At 63.7% G+C, this 15,760-nt stretch carries 19 protein-coding genes; 7 read left to right on the top strand and 12 right to left on the bottom strand.

Annotated features, from left to right (window positions below):
• Positions 1-13 precede the first annotated feature (13 nt).
• From dapF to MSTE_RS14850, 4 genes are read right to left on the bottom strand one after another with little or no spacing between them, the layout of a single operon-like run.
• The gene (dapF, locus tag MSTE_RS14835; RefSeq protein WP_096502316.1) at positions 14-910 is read right to left on the bottom strand and encodes a diaminopimelate epimerase; all 897 of its coding nucleotides are present in this window, start codon (positions 908-910) and stop codon (positions 14-16) included.
• A complete protein-coding gene (gene miaA, locus MSTE_RS14840) occupies positions 907-1,836 on the bottom strand; it encodes a tRNA (adenosine(37)-N6)-dimethylallyltransferase MiaA (RefSeq protein WP_162291436.1) in 930 nt (309 codons plus the stop codon). Before miaA ends, dapF begins: the two co-directional genes overlap by 4 nt.
• Complete coding sequence (locus MSTE_RS14845) at positions 1,836-2,501, bottom strand: class III extradiol ring-cleavage dioxygenase family protein (RefSeq protein WP_096502320.1); 666 nt, start codon at positions 2,499-2,501, stop codon at positions 1,836-1,838. The genes miaA and MSTE_RS14845 overlap by 1 nt, the downstream gene beginning before the upstream one ends.
• Positions 2,502-2,505: 4 nt before the next feature.
• On the bottom strand, positions 2,506-3,414 hold the full coding sequence (locus MSTE_RS14850) for a DMT family transporter (RefSeq protein WP_096502322.1): 909 nt from the start codon (positions 3,412-3,414) through the stop codon (positions 2,506-2,508).
• A 124-nt stretch (positions 3,415-3,538) separates the two neighbouring features.
• Between MSTE_RS14850 and MSTE_RS14855 the strand changes: the two genes are divergently transcribed.
• Positions 3,539-4,879: a DUF349 domain-containing protein gene (locus MSTE_RS14855; RefSeq protein ID WP_096502324.1), complete on the top strand. Its 1,341-nt coding sequence runs from the start codon at positions 3,539-3,541 to the stop codon at positions 4,877-4,879.
• Here MSTE_RS14855 and MSTE_RS14860 read toward each other — a convergent pair whose 3' ends face one another.
• The 3 genes from MSTE_RS14860 to MSTE_RS14870 form a co-directional block, all read right to left on the bottom strand.
• Positions 4,880-5,473, bottom strand: coding sequence for an Rv2732c family membrane protein (locus tag MSTE_RS14860; protein WP_096502326.1), 594 nt, complete (start codon positions 5,471-5,473; stop codon positions 4,880-4,882). It abuts the gene before it with no gap.
• Entirely contained in the window at positions 5,470-6,996 is a 1,527-nt protein-coding gene (gene miaB, locus MSTE_RS14865) for a tRNA (N6-isopentenyl adenosine(37)-C2)-methylthiotransferase MiaB (RefSeq protein ID WP_096505916.1), read from the bottom strand. The genes MSTE_RS14860 and miaB overlap by 4 nt, the downstream gene beginning before the upstream one ends.
• A 70-nt stretch (positions 6,997-7,066) precedes the next feature.
• Positions 7,067-7,438, bottom strand: coding sequence for a hypothetical protein (locus MSTE_RS14870; RefSeq protein ID WP_096505918.1), 372 nt, complete (start codon positions 7,436-7,438; stop codon positions 7,067-7,069).
• Between the two features lie 281 nt (positions 7,439-7,719).
• Here MSTE_RS14870 and gluA point away from each other — a divergent pair, with 281 nt between their 5' ends.
• The 4 genes from gluA to MSTE_RS14890 are packed head-to-tail and all read left to right on the top strand — an operon-like array spanning position 7,720 to position 11,085.
• Positions 7,720-8,448, top strand: coding sequence for a glutamate ABC transporter ATP-binding protein GluA (gene gluA / locus MSTE_RS14875; protein ID WP_162291655.1), 729 nt, complete (start codon positions 7,720-7,722; stop codon positions 8,446-8,448).
• Complete coding sequence (locus MSTE_RS14880) at positions 8,448-9,467, top strand: glutamate ABC transporter substrate-binding protein (protein WP_096502330.1); 1,020 nt, start codon at positions 8,448-8,450, stop codon at positions 9,465-9,467. The genes gluA and MSTE_RS14880 overlap by 1 nt, the downstream gene beginning before the upstream one ends.
• Positions 9,464-10,147 (top strand): amino acid ABC transporter permease, encoded by a 684-nt coding sequence (locus MSTE_RS14885; protein ID WP_096502332.1) that lies wholly within the window; start codon positions 9,464-9,466, stop codon positions 10,145-10,147. The genes MSTE_RS14880 and MSTE_RS14885 overlap by 4 nt, the downstream gene beginning before the upstream one ends.
• The gene (locus MSTE_RS14890) at positions 10,144-11,085 is read left to right on the top strand and encodes an amino acid ABC transporter permease (protein ID WP_096502334.1); all 942 of its coding nucleotides are present in this window, start codon (positions 10,144-10,146) and stop codon (positions 11,083-11,085) included. Before MSTE_RS14885 ends, MSTE_RS14890 begins: the two co-directional genes overlap by 4 nt.
• On the opposite strand, the gene MSTE_RS14895 is transcribed toward MSTE_RS14890, so the two are convergent.
• Genes MSTE_RS14895 through MSTE_RS14905 form a run of 3 tightly spaced genes read right to left on the bottom strand, consistent with a single transcriptional unit; the run spans position 11,086 to position 12,902 of the window.
• Positions 11,086-11,538 (bottom strand): nuclear transport factor 2 family protein, encoded by a 453-nt coding sequence (locus MSTE_RS14895; protein ID WP_096505920.1) that lies wholly within the window; start codon positions 11,536-11,538, stop codon positions 11,086-11,088. It abuts the gene before it with no gap.
• A 13-nt stretch (positions 11,539-11,551) separates the two neighbouring features.
• Positions 11,552-12,439, bottom strand: a complete 888-nt coding sequence (locus MSTE_RS14900; protein WP_096502336.1) for a pyridoxamine 5'-phosphate oxidase family protein — start codon at positions 12,437-12,439, stop codon at positions 11,552-11,554.
• 1 nt (position 12,440) lies between these two features.
• The gene (locus MSTE_RS14905; protein ID WP_096502338.1) at positions 12,441-12,902 is read right to left on the bottom strand and encodes a VOC family protein; all 462 of its coding nucleotides are present in this window, start codon (positions 12,900-12,902) and stop codon (positions 12,441-12,443) included.
• Between the two features lie 143 nt (positions 12,903-13,045).
• Between MSTE_RS14905 and MSTE_RS14910 the strand changes: the two genes are divergently transcribed.
• Together MSTE_RS14910 and MSTE_RS14915 are read left to right on the top strand one after the other, a co-directional pair.
• A complete protein-coding gene (locus MSTE_RS14910; protein WP_096502340.1) occupies positions 13,046-13,564 on the top strand; it encodes a CGNR zinc finger domain-containing protein in 519 nt (172 codons plus the stop codon).
• 94 nt (positions 13,565-13,658) lie between these two features.
• Complete coding sequence (locus MSTE_RS14915) at positions 13,659-14,042, top strand: hypothetical protein (protein ID WP_096502342.1); 384 nt, start codon at positions 13,659-13,661, stop codon at positions 14,040-14,042.
• A 20-nt stretch (positions 14,043-14,062) separates the two neighbouring features.
• Here MSTE_RS14915 and recX read toward each other — a convergent pair whose 3' ends face one another.
• Together recX and recA are read right to left on the bottom strand one after the other, a co-directional pair.
• On the bottom strand, positions 14,063-14,665 hold the full coding sequence (recX, locus tag MSTE_RS14920) for a recombination regulator RecX (protein WP_096502344.1): 603 nt from the start codon (positions 14,663-14,665) through the stop codon (positions 14,063-14,065).
• Positions 14,631-15,671 (bottom strand): recombinase RecA, encoded by a 1,041-nt coding sequence (recA, locus tag MSTE_RS14925; RefSeq protein WP_046255862.1) that lies wholly within the window; start codon positions 15,669-15,671, stop codon positions 14,631-14,633. The genes recX and recA overlap by 35 nt, the downstream gene beginning before the upstream one ends.
• Between the last annotated feature and the right edge of the window lie 89 nt (positions 15,672-15,760).

Genomic DNA, 15,760 nt, shown 5'->3' on the forward strand with positions numbered 1-15,760 from the left:
GATCGCATCCGAATTATCCGCAGGAGCCAATGCCGCCCCACCATTCGTCGGAAATCTCGCCATCGGCCAACAGCATCGAAGGCCCGCGCAGGAAGCTGGACTCGGCGGTGACCGTCACCCGGACCTGTCCGCCCGGGATGTTGACGACGATCTCACCGGTCGACTGCCCGAGGTGGCGCAGCGCCGCATAGGCGGCCGCCACGGTTCCTGTTCCGCAGGAACGTGTCTCACCGACCCCGCGCTCATGGACCCGCATGTGCACCGCACCGACGGCAGCGTCCGTGCCGTTGACGGGGGCCGTGAGCACCTCGATGTTCACCCCGTCGGGAAACAGGACCTCGTCAAAGCCGACCTGGGCGCCCACGTCGAGTATGCGCAGATCCTCAACGGTCAGGTCCGGGTCCACACACGCCAGATGCGGATTACCCACGTCGATGGCCAGACCGGAGAACCGCCGACCGCCCACACTTGCCTCGCCGGCGCCGAACTCCTTCACCGGTCCCATGTCGACGGTCACGTCGGCCGTGAGCTGGCTCCAGGAGTTGATACGCACCGGCCGGGGCCCGGCCAGGGATGCGACCACGAACTCGTCCCGATGTTCCAGCCCCACCGAACGCAGGTAGTGCGCGAACACCCGCACACCGTTACCGCACATCTCCGCGATGGAACCGTCCGCATTGCGGTAGTCCATGAACCAGTCTTCGCTGCTCACTCCGGCAGGCTTCTCGTCGAGCACCCCACCTTCGAGGGCAGCGCCCACGGTGGTCACGCGCAGCACCCCATCGGCGCCCAGGCCGCGTTGCCGATCGCATAGCGCCTGGACGGCGGCCACCGTCAGATCCCGCTTGGTGTGGATGTCGGGCAACACCACGAAGTCGTTCTGGGTGCCGTGGCCCTTGGTGAACTTCACGTATTCGAGGATAGGCGCCACCGCGACTCAATTTCGCCGCAGAGTGCTGCTGCGTCACCGCCGTCGCCCGCAAGCCACATGATGCGGTGATCGCGACCGAACCACGATCGCTGACGACGCACATAGCGCCGGGTGCCCATGAACGTCAGCTCCTTCGCCTGCAGCAGGTCATCGGAGCCTCCCCCGGCGTCCAACGCCGCGATCACCTGGGCATATCCGATGGCCCGTGACGCGGTCACGCCCTCGCGCAATCCGCCGTCCAGCAGCTGCTCAACCTCCGCGACAAACCCCTGCTCGAACATCAGGTCGGTGCGCCGCGCGATCCGCTCGTCGAGTTTCGAGGTCTCCCAGTCCAATCCGACGATCAACGTGTCCCAGCGCGGTGCGCCGATGGTGGGAGCGGACGCCGCGAACGGCTGCCCGGTGAGCTCGATCACCTCTAGTGCCCGCACCGTGCGGCGCCCGTCGGTGGGCAAGATGATGGCTGCCGCCGCTGGGTCGCGCACGGCGAGCTCGGCGTGCAGCGCGGCGACTCCGATCTGCGCCAGCCTCTCCTCCCAGCGTGCCCGCACCTGCGCATCGGTGGCCGGAAACGCCCAATCATCAAGCAACGCTTGGATATACATCATCGATCCGCCGACGATCACGGGCACACGCCCGCTCGCCAGCAGAGCATCGATGGCCGTAACGGCCTCCTGCTGATAGGTCGCGACGGTGGCGGTCTCGGTCACCTCGAGCACATCGAGCATGTGATGGGGAATGCCCCGGCGGTCGACCCTGGGCACCTTGGCCGTACCGATATCCATACCGCGGTACAGCTGCATCGCGTCGGCGTTGACTATCTCGCCACCCAGTCGCTCGGCGATATCCAATGCGAGTGCCGACTTGCCCGTAGCCGTGGGGCCGATGACCGCGATGGGCCGCATCACGACACCTGCCAGGTGCCCGCGAAGTATCCGACCCCGTACGGGGAGCCCTGGTAGAGACACTGAGCCTGGACCTGATCCGACCCCACCAATCCGCCAAGCACCCGGTAGACGGAGCCCCCGGTGATGACATCCGACACGCGGCGCAACGCGGCCGCGTCCCCCTGGGTGAGCGCATCGACAAGGCCCTGCTGCGCGGCACCGGACTCGGGCCGGTAGCCCCCGGGCGCCTTGTCGGTGAGGGTGTTGGCGCCGTCGGCGATGACAAGTACACCCGGAGGCGTCGGCATCGCGTGGATCTCGTCGCGCAATGCCTGTCCGAAGGCAACACCGTCTGTGCCCGAGATCAGCCGCGCCTCCGCCGTGGCGGCCGGTAGATGTGCCCGCAGCCATCCGGCGATGAGCACCGGCAGCGGGAGTTCGACAGGTCCGGAGATCCTCGATGCGAGCGAAACGCGCACGTCAACCCCGTATCCGGCGAATGTGCCCGACACTTCGCTGCCGTACCGTCCGCGCCCTGCCCCAATTGCTATCCACTGTGTGGGCAGACTTCGCACCGCGGTGATGGCGGCCTCGCGCAGCTCGGCGGTTTCCGTGGCGGCCTCTCCGCCCAGCTCGGGCACCAGCAGCGGGGTCGACGGGCAAATCGCTATCGAAAGAGCCACGGCGTTAGGAAACCTTCGGGGTCGTCGGTGGCATCTTTCCGGTCGTTTCACTCACTCGCGCCTGCACGGCCGCCTCGCTACGCGCCAGCGCCGCCGTCGCAGCAATCATGATCGCCACTGCGAACACGAGCATCATGGCACCAAAGGTGTTGGTGCGAAACGATTCACCCAGTACCAAGATGCCCAGCAACGAGGCGACCACGGGCTCGGTCACCGTCATCGTGGGCAGCGAGGCCACCAAAGTCCCGGCGTGGAAGGCGGACTGCTGTAGCGCCACCCCGGTAATGCCCACCGCCGCCAGCGCGTAGCTTTCCGGGTTGATCAGCAGCCCGACGATGCCGTGGCCAAGCGAATCGACAACACCTTTGGTGAGAACGGCCATCAGTCCCCACATGATCCCCGACGTCACCGCCAGAAGCACCGCCCTGCGTGGGCCGGGCCACCGCCGGGCGCCCTCCAGACACAGCAGCGTGACCGGTCCGATGACGGCGGCAACCTGCATCCACAACTGCGGTGTGGCATGTGGCACCCCGGCCACCGGGTTGCCCACCGACACCACGACGGAGATGGCGCCGGCGAGCAGAATCGCGGCTCCCCACTGATATCCGGTGACCCTGCGTTTGGCCCACCTCGACTCGATGATCAGCGCGAACAGCAACGAGGAAACCATGATCGTCTGCACCAGCACAACCGAGCCCACACCGAGCGCGGCGGCCTGTAGCCCGAAGCCGACGAGGCTGATCAGCGTGCCCAGCCACCAGGGCCAATGCCGCAATAACGTGGTGATGGGGCCCAATGCTCCGATGTCATCGGCGGGTACGGCGTGAGCGGTGCGCTGGTGGATGACATCGCCGAATGCGACGGCCGCGGCGGCTCCGACGGCGAGTGCCGACGCGATATCCGCCTGGGACATCGCGGCCTCCTTGCGGAATCATCTGGCATATGTTCGCCCGTGCGGCGATGACACCTGTTTGAATGAACGGTGTAGTGAGCTTAGGGCGCCGTGTTGCGCGGCAACAATTGTAGGAAGAGGTTTCATGTCCGATCAGACCCAGCCGGAACTCTCAACACAGCAAGAGAGCGTTGCCCCCGTCCCCCGGCCGGGGCCGAAACCTCATCCGATGCCGCGGCGTCCCGCGGCATCGGCGCCCGCCCCTGCCGCTCATCATGGTGACCCGCACAAGTTCGGCCGCGTAGATGACGACGGCACCGTCTGGCTGATCACCTCCGCCGGCGAGCGTCAGATCGGGTCGTGGCAGGCCGGAGACGCCGATGCGGCGTACTCGCATTTCGGCCGCCGGTTCGAAGACCTGGAGACGGAGATCCAGCTGCTGGAACTGCGGCTCGGCTCGGGTTCCGGCGACGCACGCAAAATCAAAACCGCTGCCGAGCACCTTGCGCAGACGCTGCCCGACGCCGCTGTCCTCGGCGATGTGGATGCGCTCGCGGCACGGCTGTCGGGGCTCCTGGAGTCTGCAGATGCCCAGGCCGCGGCGGCACGCGCACAGCGCGACGAGGCGCGTTCAGCGAGCGTCTCCCGTAAGGAGGAGCTTGCCGCCGAAGCCGAGGAGCTGGCGACCAACTCCACGCAGTGGAAGGCTGCCGGAGACCGGATCCGCGTCATCCTCGACGAGTGGAAGTCCATCCACGGCGTCGACCGCAAGACCGACGACGCTCTGTGGAAGCGGTACTCCACGGCACGCGAGACGTTCAACCGCAGGCGCGGCGCACACTTCGCCGAGCTCGATCGCGAACGCGCCGGGGCACGAGAGAAAAAAGAAGACCTGTGCAAGCAGGCCGAGGCACTCTCGGATTCCACCGACTGGGGTGCCACCGCGGCGGCGTTCCGGAACCTGCTGAACGACTGGAAGGCTGCCGGGCGGGCTCCCCGGGAGACCGACGACAACCTGTGGCACCGCTTCAAGGCTGCTCAGGACAAGTTCTTCTCGGCGCGCAATGCCGAGTCCGCTTCCCGCGATGCCGAATTCGTGGCCAATGCCGACGCCAAGCGCGCGTTGCTGGTCGAGGCCGAGAAGATCGATCCGGAGACCGATGTAGATGGTGCTCGGGCGGCCCTGCGGGCTATCGGTGACAAATGGGATGCCATCGGAAAGGTCCCGCGCGAGCAGCAGACCGATCTGGAACGGCGGCTGCGCGCGGTGGAGAAGAAGGTGCGCGACGCCGGCGAGTCCAGCTGGGGCGACCCCGAGGCAGAGGCCCGCGCCGAACAGTTCCGCGATCGTGCACGCCAATTCGAGGAGCAGGCTGCCAAGGCGGAAGCCGCGGGCAAAGCCAAGGATGCCGAGAAGGCCCGTGCCAGCGCTAAGCAGTGGCAGGAATGGGCCGATGCGGCGGTGGCCGCGGTCAAGAGCCGCTAGTTACTGCACGCCCTCATCGTCGTCAAAGGCGTCATCGAGGAAGGTGCGCTGATCACGCTTGGCGGCCTCACGGCGCTGCTGTTCGGCCGCCAGCTGCACGGCAGTACGTGACCACACCACACGTGCCCAGTGGAAGGTCAACAGAATGACGGCGATCCAGGCGACCACCAAACCTATCCCCGGACCGGGATGCCCGGCCCCGGCGGTCTGACGGGTCCAAATTGCAAGCATGCCAATCACACTGGCGACAAACGAACCTGCCAGTGCGATCCAGGACAGCACCCAGCGGCGCGTCAGTAACGCCAACATGGAAAACCCGACACCGAAGACCATGGCGAGCCAGACGAAGATCCTGGACGGCACACGCACCGATTCCTGGTCTGCAATCGCCCCGTTGACCAGAACGTCGAATCCCCGAGCGTGCCCGGTATGCGGCAGTACGAAAGTCAGCAGCAATGCAAAGACCAGGACGGCCACCACCATGGCGCGGGCGCCCGGATCGATCTCACCGGCGACCTTCTTTTCGGCCGCATCGATGTCTCTGCGGAACTCCTCGAATTCGGCATCTTCTTTTCCGGATTCCGCGTCGCTCATAGCCCGCACCCTGCAACCTCAATCTGCTCTGCCGCCTTGGGGACTCCAATGGCCGGCATGCCCAAGCCAATTCCCGATGTGGACGGCTTCTTACCAGTTTCGTGTGCGTTACCCGCCTGCGTGCGCCGATGACTGAGCACTCCCCCGTCGGCGATCAGGTGATGCGGCGCCGCGCCGGTCACGTCAACGGTGATGACGTCTCCGGGACGCAGTTCCCCGTCGATGTGCCCCAGCGGCCGGAAGTGCACCAGCCGGCCGTCACGGGCGCGTCCGCTCATCCGCGCGGTCGCACCGTCCTTACGCCCTTCTCCGGTGGCGATCAGCACCTCGATCTGTCGACCGATCTGCTTCTGATTCTCTTCCAGCGTGATGGACTCCTGCAACACGATGAGCCGGTCATAGCGTTCCTGCACAACGGCTTTCGGCAGCTGGTCGGGAAGGTCGGCAGCCGGGGTGCCCGGCCTAATCGAGTACTGGAAGGTGAACGCACTAGAAAAACGTGCCCGCCGCACGACTTCGAGTGTCTGCTCGAAGTCTTCTTCGGTCTCGCCGGGGAAGCCGACGATGATGTCGGTGGTGATCGCGGCGTCCGGCATGACCGCCCGCACTTTGTCGATGATCGACAGGAAGCGCTCGGATCGGTAAGAACGGCGCATCGCCTTCAGGACGCGGTCAGAACCGGACTGCAGCGGCATATGCAGCTGCGGACACACATTGGGTGTCTGGGCCATGGCCTCGATGACGTCGTCGGTGAATTCCGCCGGGTGCGGCGAGGTGAAACGCACTCGTTCCAGCCCCTCGATGCGGCCACAGGCACGCAATAGCTCGGCGAAAGCGCCACGATCGCGGGCGATGTCGGGATCGGCGAAGTTGATGCCGTAGGCGTTGACGTTCTGGCCGAGCAACGTCACCTCCAGCACACCCTGGTCCACCAGAGCCTGCACCTCGGCGAGGATGTCACCGGGACGACGATCGATCTCCTTGCCGCGCAAGGAGGGCACGATGCAGAAAGTGCAGGTGTTGTTGCAGCCCACCGAGATCGACACCCAGGCCGCGTAGGCCGACTCGCGCGTCGCGGGCAGCGCGGAGGGAAAGTGCTCGAGGGCCTCGACGATCTCGACCTGGGCCTCGTTGTTGTGGCGCGCACGCTCCAGCAGGGTGGGCAACGAACCGATGTTGTGGGTGCCGAAGACGACGTCGACCCACGGCGCCTTCTTGAGCATCCCCTCGCGATCCTTCTGCGCGAGGCAGCCGCCGACAGCGATCTGCATGTTCGGGTTGGCGGCCTTACGGGGCGCCAGGTGGCTGATGTTTCCGTACAGCTTGTTGTCGGCGTTCTCGCGCACCGCGCAGGTGTTAAAGATGACGATGTCGGCGTCGGTGCCATCCGGAGCCTTGACGTATCCGGCCGCATCCAAGAGGCCCGACACCCGCTCGGAGTCGTGCACATTCATCTGGCAGCCGTAGGTGCGGACCTGGTACGTCCGGACCGCCGACTGATCGGAAGTCACGGTACTGGTCACGGACTTATGGTACGTGCCCGCGTTCAGGCCATTTCCCGCGCCGACGGGCGCCGGTGCCGCCAGCGTGGCTTCATCGCACCCCACGCTCCGGGATATGCCAGCCCTGCCACCAATCGTCGATGCTGCAGACGGCGTTCACGCCTATCCACATCCACCAGCCGGCCCACATCCACGATTCGGGGAGCCCGGGCGCGGCGAATGCTTCGACAACACCGAGCACGATGACGATCACGATCAGCGCGGTGACGACTGCAAATGAGATATCTCGCCGCGGCCGGGGCCGCTCGAGGATCTCGCTGTCGCGCAGATGCCGCCCCGCATCGACGGTCACCTGCCTCGATGGCGTGACCAAACGCATTAGCGAGCTGGGCAGCAGAAACAGCCCGCAAACCAGCCCAAAACTTGCCGCAATCCAGCCCCAGGCAGTTGCCCCGTTGATCATCGCAACCAGAAAAGATGCGATGAACAGAACAGATGCGAGAACTCTTGCGAACGCCTTGATTCGCGGGCCTTCGACGGAAGGCCGCCGTCGCGTCCGCATGACATCAGTATTGCAGATGTTTGCTGACACCGGTCAGGCGAGGTGCCCGATCACAGACCGTCCGATTCGCGGACCCCTGCGTTCCACGCTGCGAAAGTGTGGGGAACCCGTATTGTCTGACCATGCCGGTGAGCACCGACACCTCAACGAGCGGGGAAAACGCCCCCGCAACAAGCACCCCGATGATCTCCCTCGAGCATGTCGACAAGCACTTCGGCGACTTGCACGTCCTCAAGGACATCACTCTGGAAATCCCGCGCGGTCAGGTCGTTGTCATCCTCGGGCCTTCCGGCTCGGGCAAGTCAACCTTGTGTCGCACCATCAATCGTCTCGAACCCATCGACACCGGGACCATCCGAATCGACGGCAAGGCGCTTCCCGAAGAGGGACGTGCGCTGGCCAACCTGCGCGCGGAGGTGGGAATGGTCTTCCAGTCCTTCAACCTCTTCTCACACAAGACAATTCTCGACAACGTGACGCTCGCGCCGATGAAGGTTCGCAAGAAGGACAAGGAGTCCGCGCGCAAGCACGCCATCGAGCTCCTGGAACGCGTGGGAATCGCCAGCCAGAAGGACAAGTACCCGGCACAGCTGTCCGGCGGGCAGCAGCAGCGCGTCGCAATCGCCAGATCGCTGGCCATGGACCCCAAGGTCATGCTGTTCGACGAGCCCACCTCTGCACTGGACCCCGAGATGGTCAACGAGGTTCTCGATGTCATGGTGTCGCTGGCCAAAGAGGGCATGACCATGCTGGTGGTCACCCATGAAATGGGTTTCGCCCGCAAGGCCGCCGACCGCATCATCTTCATGGCCGACGGTGCCATCGTCGAAGACACGGATCCGGAGAGCTTCTTCACCAATCCGAAGTCCGAACGCGCCAAGGACTTCCTCGGAAAGATCCTCGGCCATTGATGGGCCGCTTGCGCGAAGAAGCTCAAGTACTGATGCGACGGCACACCGCACTGGTGGCGGCGGTGGCCCTGGTGGCGACCCTGGTTAGTTCCTGCGGCAGCACCGAGCCACGTCAACTGCTTGGATCGATCCGGGGCGGCACCGTCATCCTCGGTACCAAATTCGATCAGCCCGGGGTGGGCCTGCAGCACCCCGATAAGAAGATGAGCGGATTCGACGTCAAGATCTCCGAGTACGTGGTCAATGCCATCGCCGACGAACTCGGTGTCAAGCACCCGGCCATCCGTTGGTATGAGACACCGTCTGCGCAGCGTGAGCAACTCATCGACAACGGCACGGTGGACATGATCGCCGGGAGCTACTCGATCAACTACAGCCGCGCGCAGAAGGTGTCGTTCGCAGGCCCCTATCTCATTACCTACCAAGGGCTCCTGGTACGCAAGGCCGATGATTCGCTGACCACGCTGGACGACCTGAACCGGGGCAAGAAGCTGTGTTCGGTGTCCGGCTCGACGCCCGCACAGAACGTCAAGAATCTGCTGACCGGCACGCAGCTGCAAGAGTTTGATTCGTACTCCTCGTGCGTGGAGGCACTGCGGCGGGGCAAGGTCGATGCGCTCACCACCGACGAGACCATCCTGGCCGGCTACGCCAAGCGGTACGAGGGTGAGTTCAAGCTGATTCAGATGAACTACGAGCTGAGCAAGCCGTTGTGCATCGGGAAACCCAAGAAGCAGAAGAAGAACGGCGACCCGTTCTCCAGGGAGGTGTACGGGATCGGTCTGGCCAAGGGCGATACCGCCGCCATCGAGGCCATCGATCGCGCGCTCGACAAGATGATCGCCAGTGGAACCTGGGATGCCGATCTGCGGGAGGCTCTCGGCGACAGCACCATCGACGATTGGGAGAAGCGCGCCACCGGCGGCACCTACGCGCTGCGGCCCAACCCCTCACCGGCCGCGGTCGAGAAGATCACCGGCGTCCGGCCCGTCGCCGACAAGGCGTGTGAGGCCGCGTGAACGCACTCTGGGCGAACATGGGGCCGCAACTGTGGCCGGCGTTCTGGACGACACTCAAGCTGACATTCTTTTCTGCGGTGGGCGCCCTGGTGTGGGGCACATTGCTGGCCGAATGCCGGGTCTCACCGGTACCGATCATGCGAATCTTCGGCACCTGGTACGTCAACCTGGTCCGCAACACCCCGCTGACCCTGATCATTCTGTTCTGCTCGGTGGGGCTTTACCAGAACCTCGGCATCGCGCTGGCACCCGAGAACTCCAACTTCATCAAGAACAACAACTTCTGGCTGTCGGTTCTCGGATTCTCTATGTACACGGCAACTTTCGTATGCGAGACGCTGCGTTCCGGGTTCAACACCGTGCCATTGGGCCAGGCCGAGGCAGCCCGGTCCCTGGGATTGCCGTTCTGGAAGGTCTTGACACTCATCGTGTTACCGCAGGCCATGCGGTCGGTCCTGGCTCCCATGGGCAGTGTGCTGATCGCGCTGGTGAAGAACACCTCGATCGCATCTGCGATCGGGGTGGCTGAGGCTGCCCTGCTGATGCGATCGGAGATCGAACTGTTCGCCGATCAGATCGTCTGGATCTTTCTCATCATCGCGGCGGGATACATGGTGATCACGCTGACGATCGGACTGACCTTCGGATACTTCGCGAAGCGATTGGCGGTAAAGCGATGACCGGCAGCGCCACCGTCATGTACGACGCGCCCGGCCCAAAGGCCCGGGCGGTCAATCGAGTTATCGCCGTGGCGTTCACCGCGCTGGTGGGCGCCGTCGGCGCGTGGGTTATCTGGACACTTATCGCCAATGAACAGCTGACCGCCGAAAAGTGGTCACCCTTCATGCATCCCGACACGTGGACCACATACATCCTGCCCGGGCTGGTGGGCACCATCAGCGCGGCGGCACTGTCGATCATTTTCGCACTGGCCCTCGGCGCGGTGCTCGGCATTGGCCGACTCTCCGAACATCGGGCGGTGCGCTGGATTTCCAGTGCTCTCGTCGAATTCTTCCGGGCGATCCCAGTCCTCATCTTGATGGTGTTCTCGTACTACCTGTACGGGCAGCAGGCCATTTTCCCCTCCGAGTACCTGGCGTTTGCCGCCGTGGTAACGGGGCTGTCGCTCTACAACGGCTCGGTCATCGCCGAGATTCTGCGCTCGGGTATTCAGTCGCTACCGAAGGGGCAGTCCGAGGCCGCGGTCGCGCTGGGCATGCGCAAATCGCAGATGATGCGACTGATCCTGCTCCCCCAGTCGATCGCCGCAATGCTGCCCGCCTTGATTTCTCAGATGGTCATCGCGCTGAAAGACTCCGCGCTCGGCTATGCGTTCGGATACATCGAGGTGGTGCGTTCGGGCATCCGCTCGGCGTCGTACTACGGAAACTATCTGCCCGCGCTCGTCGTGGTGGCGATCATCATGATCATCATCAACTTCGCGTTGTCGTCGCTGGCCACCAACATCGAGCGGCAGCTGCGTGAAGGCCGAAAGAAGAAGAGCCTCTTGGAGGTTCCGCACGCACAGCCCGAGCCCGGATTGGTCACCAAGGATCTGCTGGAGACCCGTGGTGTAGATCCCGCTCATCAGGATCTACGCCGGGACTACGGGGAGTAATCACCGGATCGGCAGTGGCAACTCGTCACCGTCCGGACGCGGACCGAAGATGCGACGTTCTGCCTCAGCCATTGGGGTGTCGTTGATGCTGGCCTCTCGCCGTGACATAAGCCCTTCCGCGGTGAACTCCCACAGCTCGTTGCCGTAGCTGCGCCACCACTGCCCGGCCTCGTCGTGCCATTCGTATTGGAAGCGCACCGCCATCCGGTTCTCCCGGAATCCCCACAGCTCCTTGCGCAGCGCGTACCCGTTCTCCCTGGCCCACTTGCGGGTCAAGAAGGCGACGATTTCAGCATGTCCGGTAATGAACTCGTCGCGGTTTCTCCATACCGAATCCTCGGTGTATGCGGCGGCGACGATCTCGGGATCACGTGTGTTCCAGGCATTCTCGGCGGCCCGGACCTTCTGGTGGGCAGATTCGATATCGAACGGCGGCAGCGGTGGACGCATGATGTGTCTTTCTTTGTCAGAGAGGCGGGTTGGCGGGCGAGGGATCTGCTTCACCCCACCGTAGGGGGCTGGCGTTGACGGTCTCGATGACCTCGTCGACGGTGAAGTCGACAGAGCATTGCGCACCGGGGGCGAAGGTGCCCTCATCCCAGTTGAGGCGCGCGGTCCCCGTGAGCTGCAGGGTTGATCCGTTGCGCCAGTTCGGTATCAGCAGACCGCACCGGGGATCGACGTGCAGGTTCCCCAGCGTCATGAACATCGAATTGCCCAGGTAATCGGGCCACCGCAGCTCGCGTTGTGAGAGCACCCGCAGGAACCCTGAATTGCCCCCGCGGTGCGATGCGTCGGCATTGCCTTCGCTATCGGCGGTGCCAATGATGAAGGTGTCCGTGGCGAAGATCGTCTGCTGCTGTGCGTCGTTCAGGGCAGTCGAGTGGCGCGGCTCTCCGAGCAGACCCGGACCGATCCCGGAGACATCGCGTCGCGCGATGTACTTGGGGCAGTTCGAATACACCTGATCGGTGGTGACGATAAGACCACGCCCCGACGGCACGGCGGTGCCGTTGACACGCATCCGGCGCCGGCGCTGCGGCTGCAACGCGATCATGCCGATCTTGCGCTCCGATTGCAGCGGCTCGGCCAGGGGGTCGCCGGGGCCCGGCACACCGTCAATCGCAATGGTCTGCGCATCGGTGGCATGTGCGAAACCCGGCGGCCCGACGATCTGGCTCGCCCACATCCGGCCACCGTCATCGCGTGCCGACACGAACACCAGCGGTTGGGCGGCGAGAAAGGCCGCCGCAACCTCCGGTATCTGCGCCGAAATGATCCGCCCGACTCGAGCAGCGCTGTCGGACTGCCCCATTCGGCGCTGCACGGCAAGCTCGCCGGGGTGGTACGTCATCTCAGAAGAATCCGCATGTTGGCGCGTCGCCGGCTGGCGCCCCATGCTGGTCGACGCCCGTCGCCGCGAATACCTCGAGGCGAATCCCGTCGGGGTCGGTGAAGAAGATCCCACCGGAGGATGCGCCCTCCTGGTGCGCCACGACTCCCTCATGCACGAAAATCGTCGAGAGCTCCTTCAAAACCGCCTCCACCTCACGCACCTGCTGCACCGAATCCACTTGGAATGACAAATGGTGCAAGCCCGGTGTGGCCGCGGAGAATTCCCCGTTGCTTTGCTCCCAGAGGGTAAGCACGGGTCCGTCATCAAATCCCAGGAACGCGAACCGCTGCGCACCGTCAGCGCTCACAACGAGCTGTTCGAACCCGAACGCTCGCCGGTAGAACGCGACCGAGCGCTCCAGATCACTGACGTTCAATCCGATATGACCGGTGGCCACACGAGGTGCGATGGCAGTGCCCATAAGAAGCCCTCTCTAACTGACAAAGTTACTTTATGGGTTAGAAGCTAAACGCGATGAATCACCCTGTCAACCATCTATCTCATTTTATCGGTTAGAATTCATGCAACACGCTCCACCAGAGAGGAGGCGGATAACCTCAGGCCATGTCCGATCCACGTCCCCATCTCGGCGAACCGCTCGCACTGGACCTGCTGAACACCCGGTGGATGAGCGGCGATGGGCTGCAGGATCTGCTCAGCACTCTCGGCGGTCTACGAATCTGGTTGCATACCAACAATCTTCACGACCGATGTGCCGCCAACGAGAAGACCCAGGAGTCGTTGCTCTTTGCTCGCGACGCCATTTATCGCGCAGTGAAGGATGACCAGGCCGGCGAGGTCAATGCGGTGCTCTCTCACGGTGCGATCCGCCGCTCACTGACTCCTGACGGGCCGGTCGACACCGCCGAGGTGCCCGAATCGCATTGGCTTCCGGCCTGGCTGGCGGCCGACAACCTGTTGACCCTGCTGTCCGACTCCCCCGACCGGATCAAACAGTGCGCCCATCCGCACTGCGTGTTGTTCTTCTATGACACATCCAAGAACGGGGCGCGCCGATGGCATTCCATGGCGACCTGCGGTAACAGGGCGAAGGCGGCACGGCATTACGCCAAGAACACCTGAATGACCTTCACAGCTGCATCACAGGACCGATTCTTACTCAACTATCACAATCGAGGTATTACGTAACAGGTATCACTTCGTTACCATAACTCCCATGCGAAACATCGTATTGGCCGTTGGCGTGTCCGCCGTTTTCGGAGCGGCGTGCGCAGGGGCTGCACTCACGGGTGCGCCGGTGGCCTACGGAGCTCCGTTGAACTTCGATTGCCTGCAGGTCGCGACGCCGGTTGGAATGAATCTCACCTGCGTGAACCCGACTCCGTTCACCATGGACGCGCACTTCAAGGGGAATTGTGGTCCGCTCCCCATGCTTAATGAGGACACCGAGATCGGGCCATTCAAGACGATCTCCCGCCAGGTCCCGTGCCTGCCGGGTGTGCAGTCGCCGTCGGCCGAAGCCTCAATGAGCATGAGATCCAACGCGCCTGACGACGGCAACCCACCGCCCGAGGCCCCAGCACGTCCGTTCGGTCTATAAGCGGTCTGCGCGCAGGCCGCTTATCCGACGTTGCGTCGGTCCTGTTCGGAAGCAAGGGCGTTCTTCACCACGTCATACGCCATGGATTGGCCGTATCCGCGACGCGCCAGCATAGCGACCAATCGCCGAGCGGCCTTGATACCCCCGTCGTCGAGATTTTCTGACCTGAGTTTTTTGGCGACAAGCTGTACCGCACGTGATCGCTCGGCATCCCCGTCGATCTGCGCAAGGGCCGCGGCCGCATTCTCGGCCGACACTCCCTTGGTCCGAAGCTCCGCAGCCAAGGCGCGCTTGCCTTTTCCTGCGTAGGTATGCCGCGACTGCACCCATTGGGTGGCAAAGTCAGCGTCATTGATCAGGCCGGCGGTCGCCAATCGTTGCATGATTCGAGTGGAAACCTCATCGGGGTACCCGCGCCGAGTGAGCCTTTCGGTCAGCTCGGCGCGGGTACGCGCGCGACTTGTCAACAGGCGAAGGCAATATGACCACGCCTGCTCGTCCCGCGAGTCAACCGGTTCACGCGTCGGGGCTTCGGGGACCGACGCGACCCGGGCTCGCAGTTCGTCTAGGGATTCCCTGGAAGGAGAATCAGAAATCGACTGGGGCCGGGACGACTTCGTCATCGGTCAGCACCGCTCCGATACCAAGCTTTTCCTTGATCTTCTTCTCGATCTCGTTGGCGACATCGACGTTCTCCAGCAGGAAGTTGCGGGCATTCTCCTTGCCCTGGCCCAACTGTTCACCCTCGTAGGTGAACCAGGAACCGGACTTACGAATGAAGCCTTGCTCCACGCCCATGTCGATGAGCGACCCCTCCTTGGAGATGCCCTTGCCATAGAGGATGTCGAACTCGGCCTGCTTGAACGGCGGCGACACCTTGTTCTTGACCACCTTGACGCGAGTGCGGTTACCCACCGCATCGGTGCCGTCCTTGAGGGTCTCGATACGGCGCACATCAAGACGCACCGACGAGTAGAACTTCAAAGCCTTACCACCCGTGGTGGTTTCGGGCGAACCAAACATCACACCGATCTTCTCGCGGAGCTGGTTGATGAAGATCGCGGTGGTGCCCGAGTTGTTGAGCGCACCGGTCATCTTGCGCAGGGCCTGGCTCATCAGACGAGCCTGCAGACCGACATGGCTGTCACCCATCTCACCCTCGATTTCGGCACGAGGCACCAGAGCCGCCACCGAGTCGATCACGATAAGGGAGATGGCGCCGGAACGCACCAGCATGTCGGCGATTTCCAGAGCCTGCTCACCGGTATCCGGCTGAGAGACGAGCAGCGAGTCGGTATCGACACCGAGCTTCTTGGCGTATTCGGGGTCGAGCGCGTGCTCGGCGTCGATGAACGCGGCGATACCGCCGGCGGCTTGCGCGTTGGCGACCGCGTGCAGCGCGACGGTGGTCTTACCCGAGGATTCCGGTCCATAGATCTCGACCACGCGACCACGCGGCAGGCCGCCGATGCCAAGCGCCACATCCAGCGCGATGGATCCGGTCGGGATCACGGAGATGGGCTGACGGACCTCGTCGCCAAGCCGCATGACCGAGCCCTTACCGAAGCTCTTGTCGATTTGTGCGAGCGCGAGTTCGAGCGCCTTCTCGCGATCCGGTGCCTGCGCCATGGTGTTCTCCATTTCGTCTCGGTGTTCGAAGATCGGTCCGATTCGGGTTGCCGATCGGTTGAGGTGGACGCTAACCGACCCCACCGACA

Origin of the sequence: [Mycobacterium] stephanolepidis (genome assembly GCF_002356335.1) — a bacterium.
Classification (GTDB): Bacteria; Actinomycetota; Actinomycetes; order Mycobacteriales; family Mycobacteriaceae; genus Mycobacterium; species Mycobacterium stephanolepidis.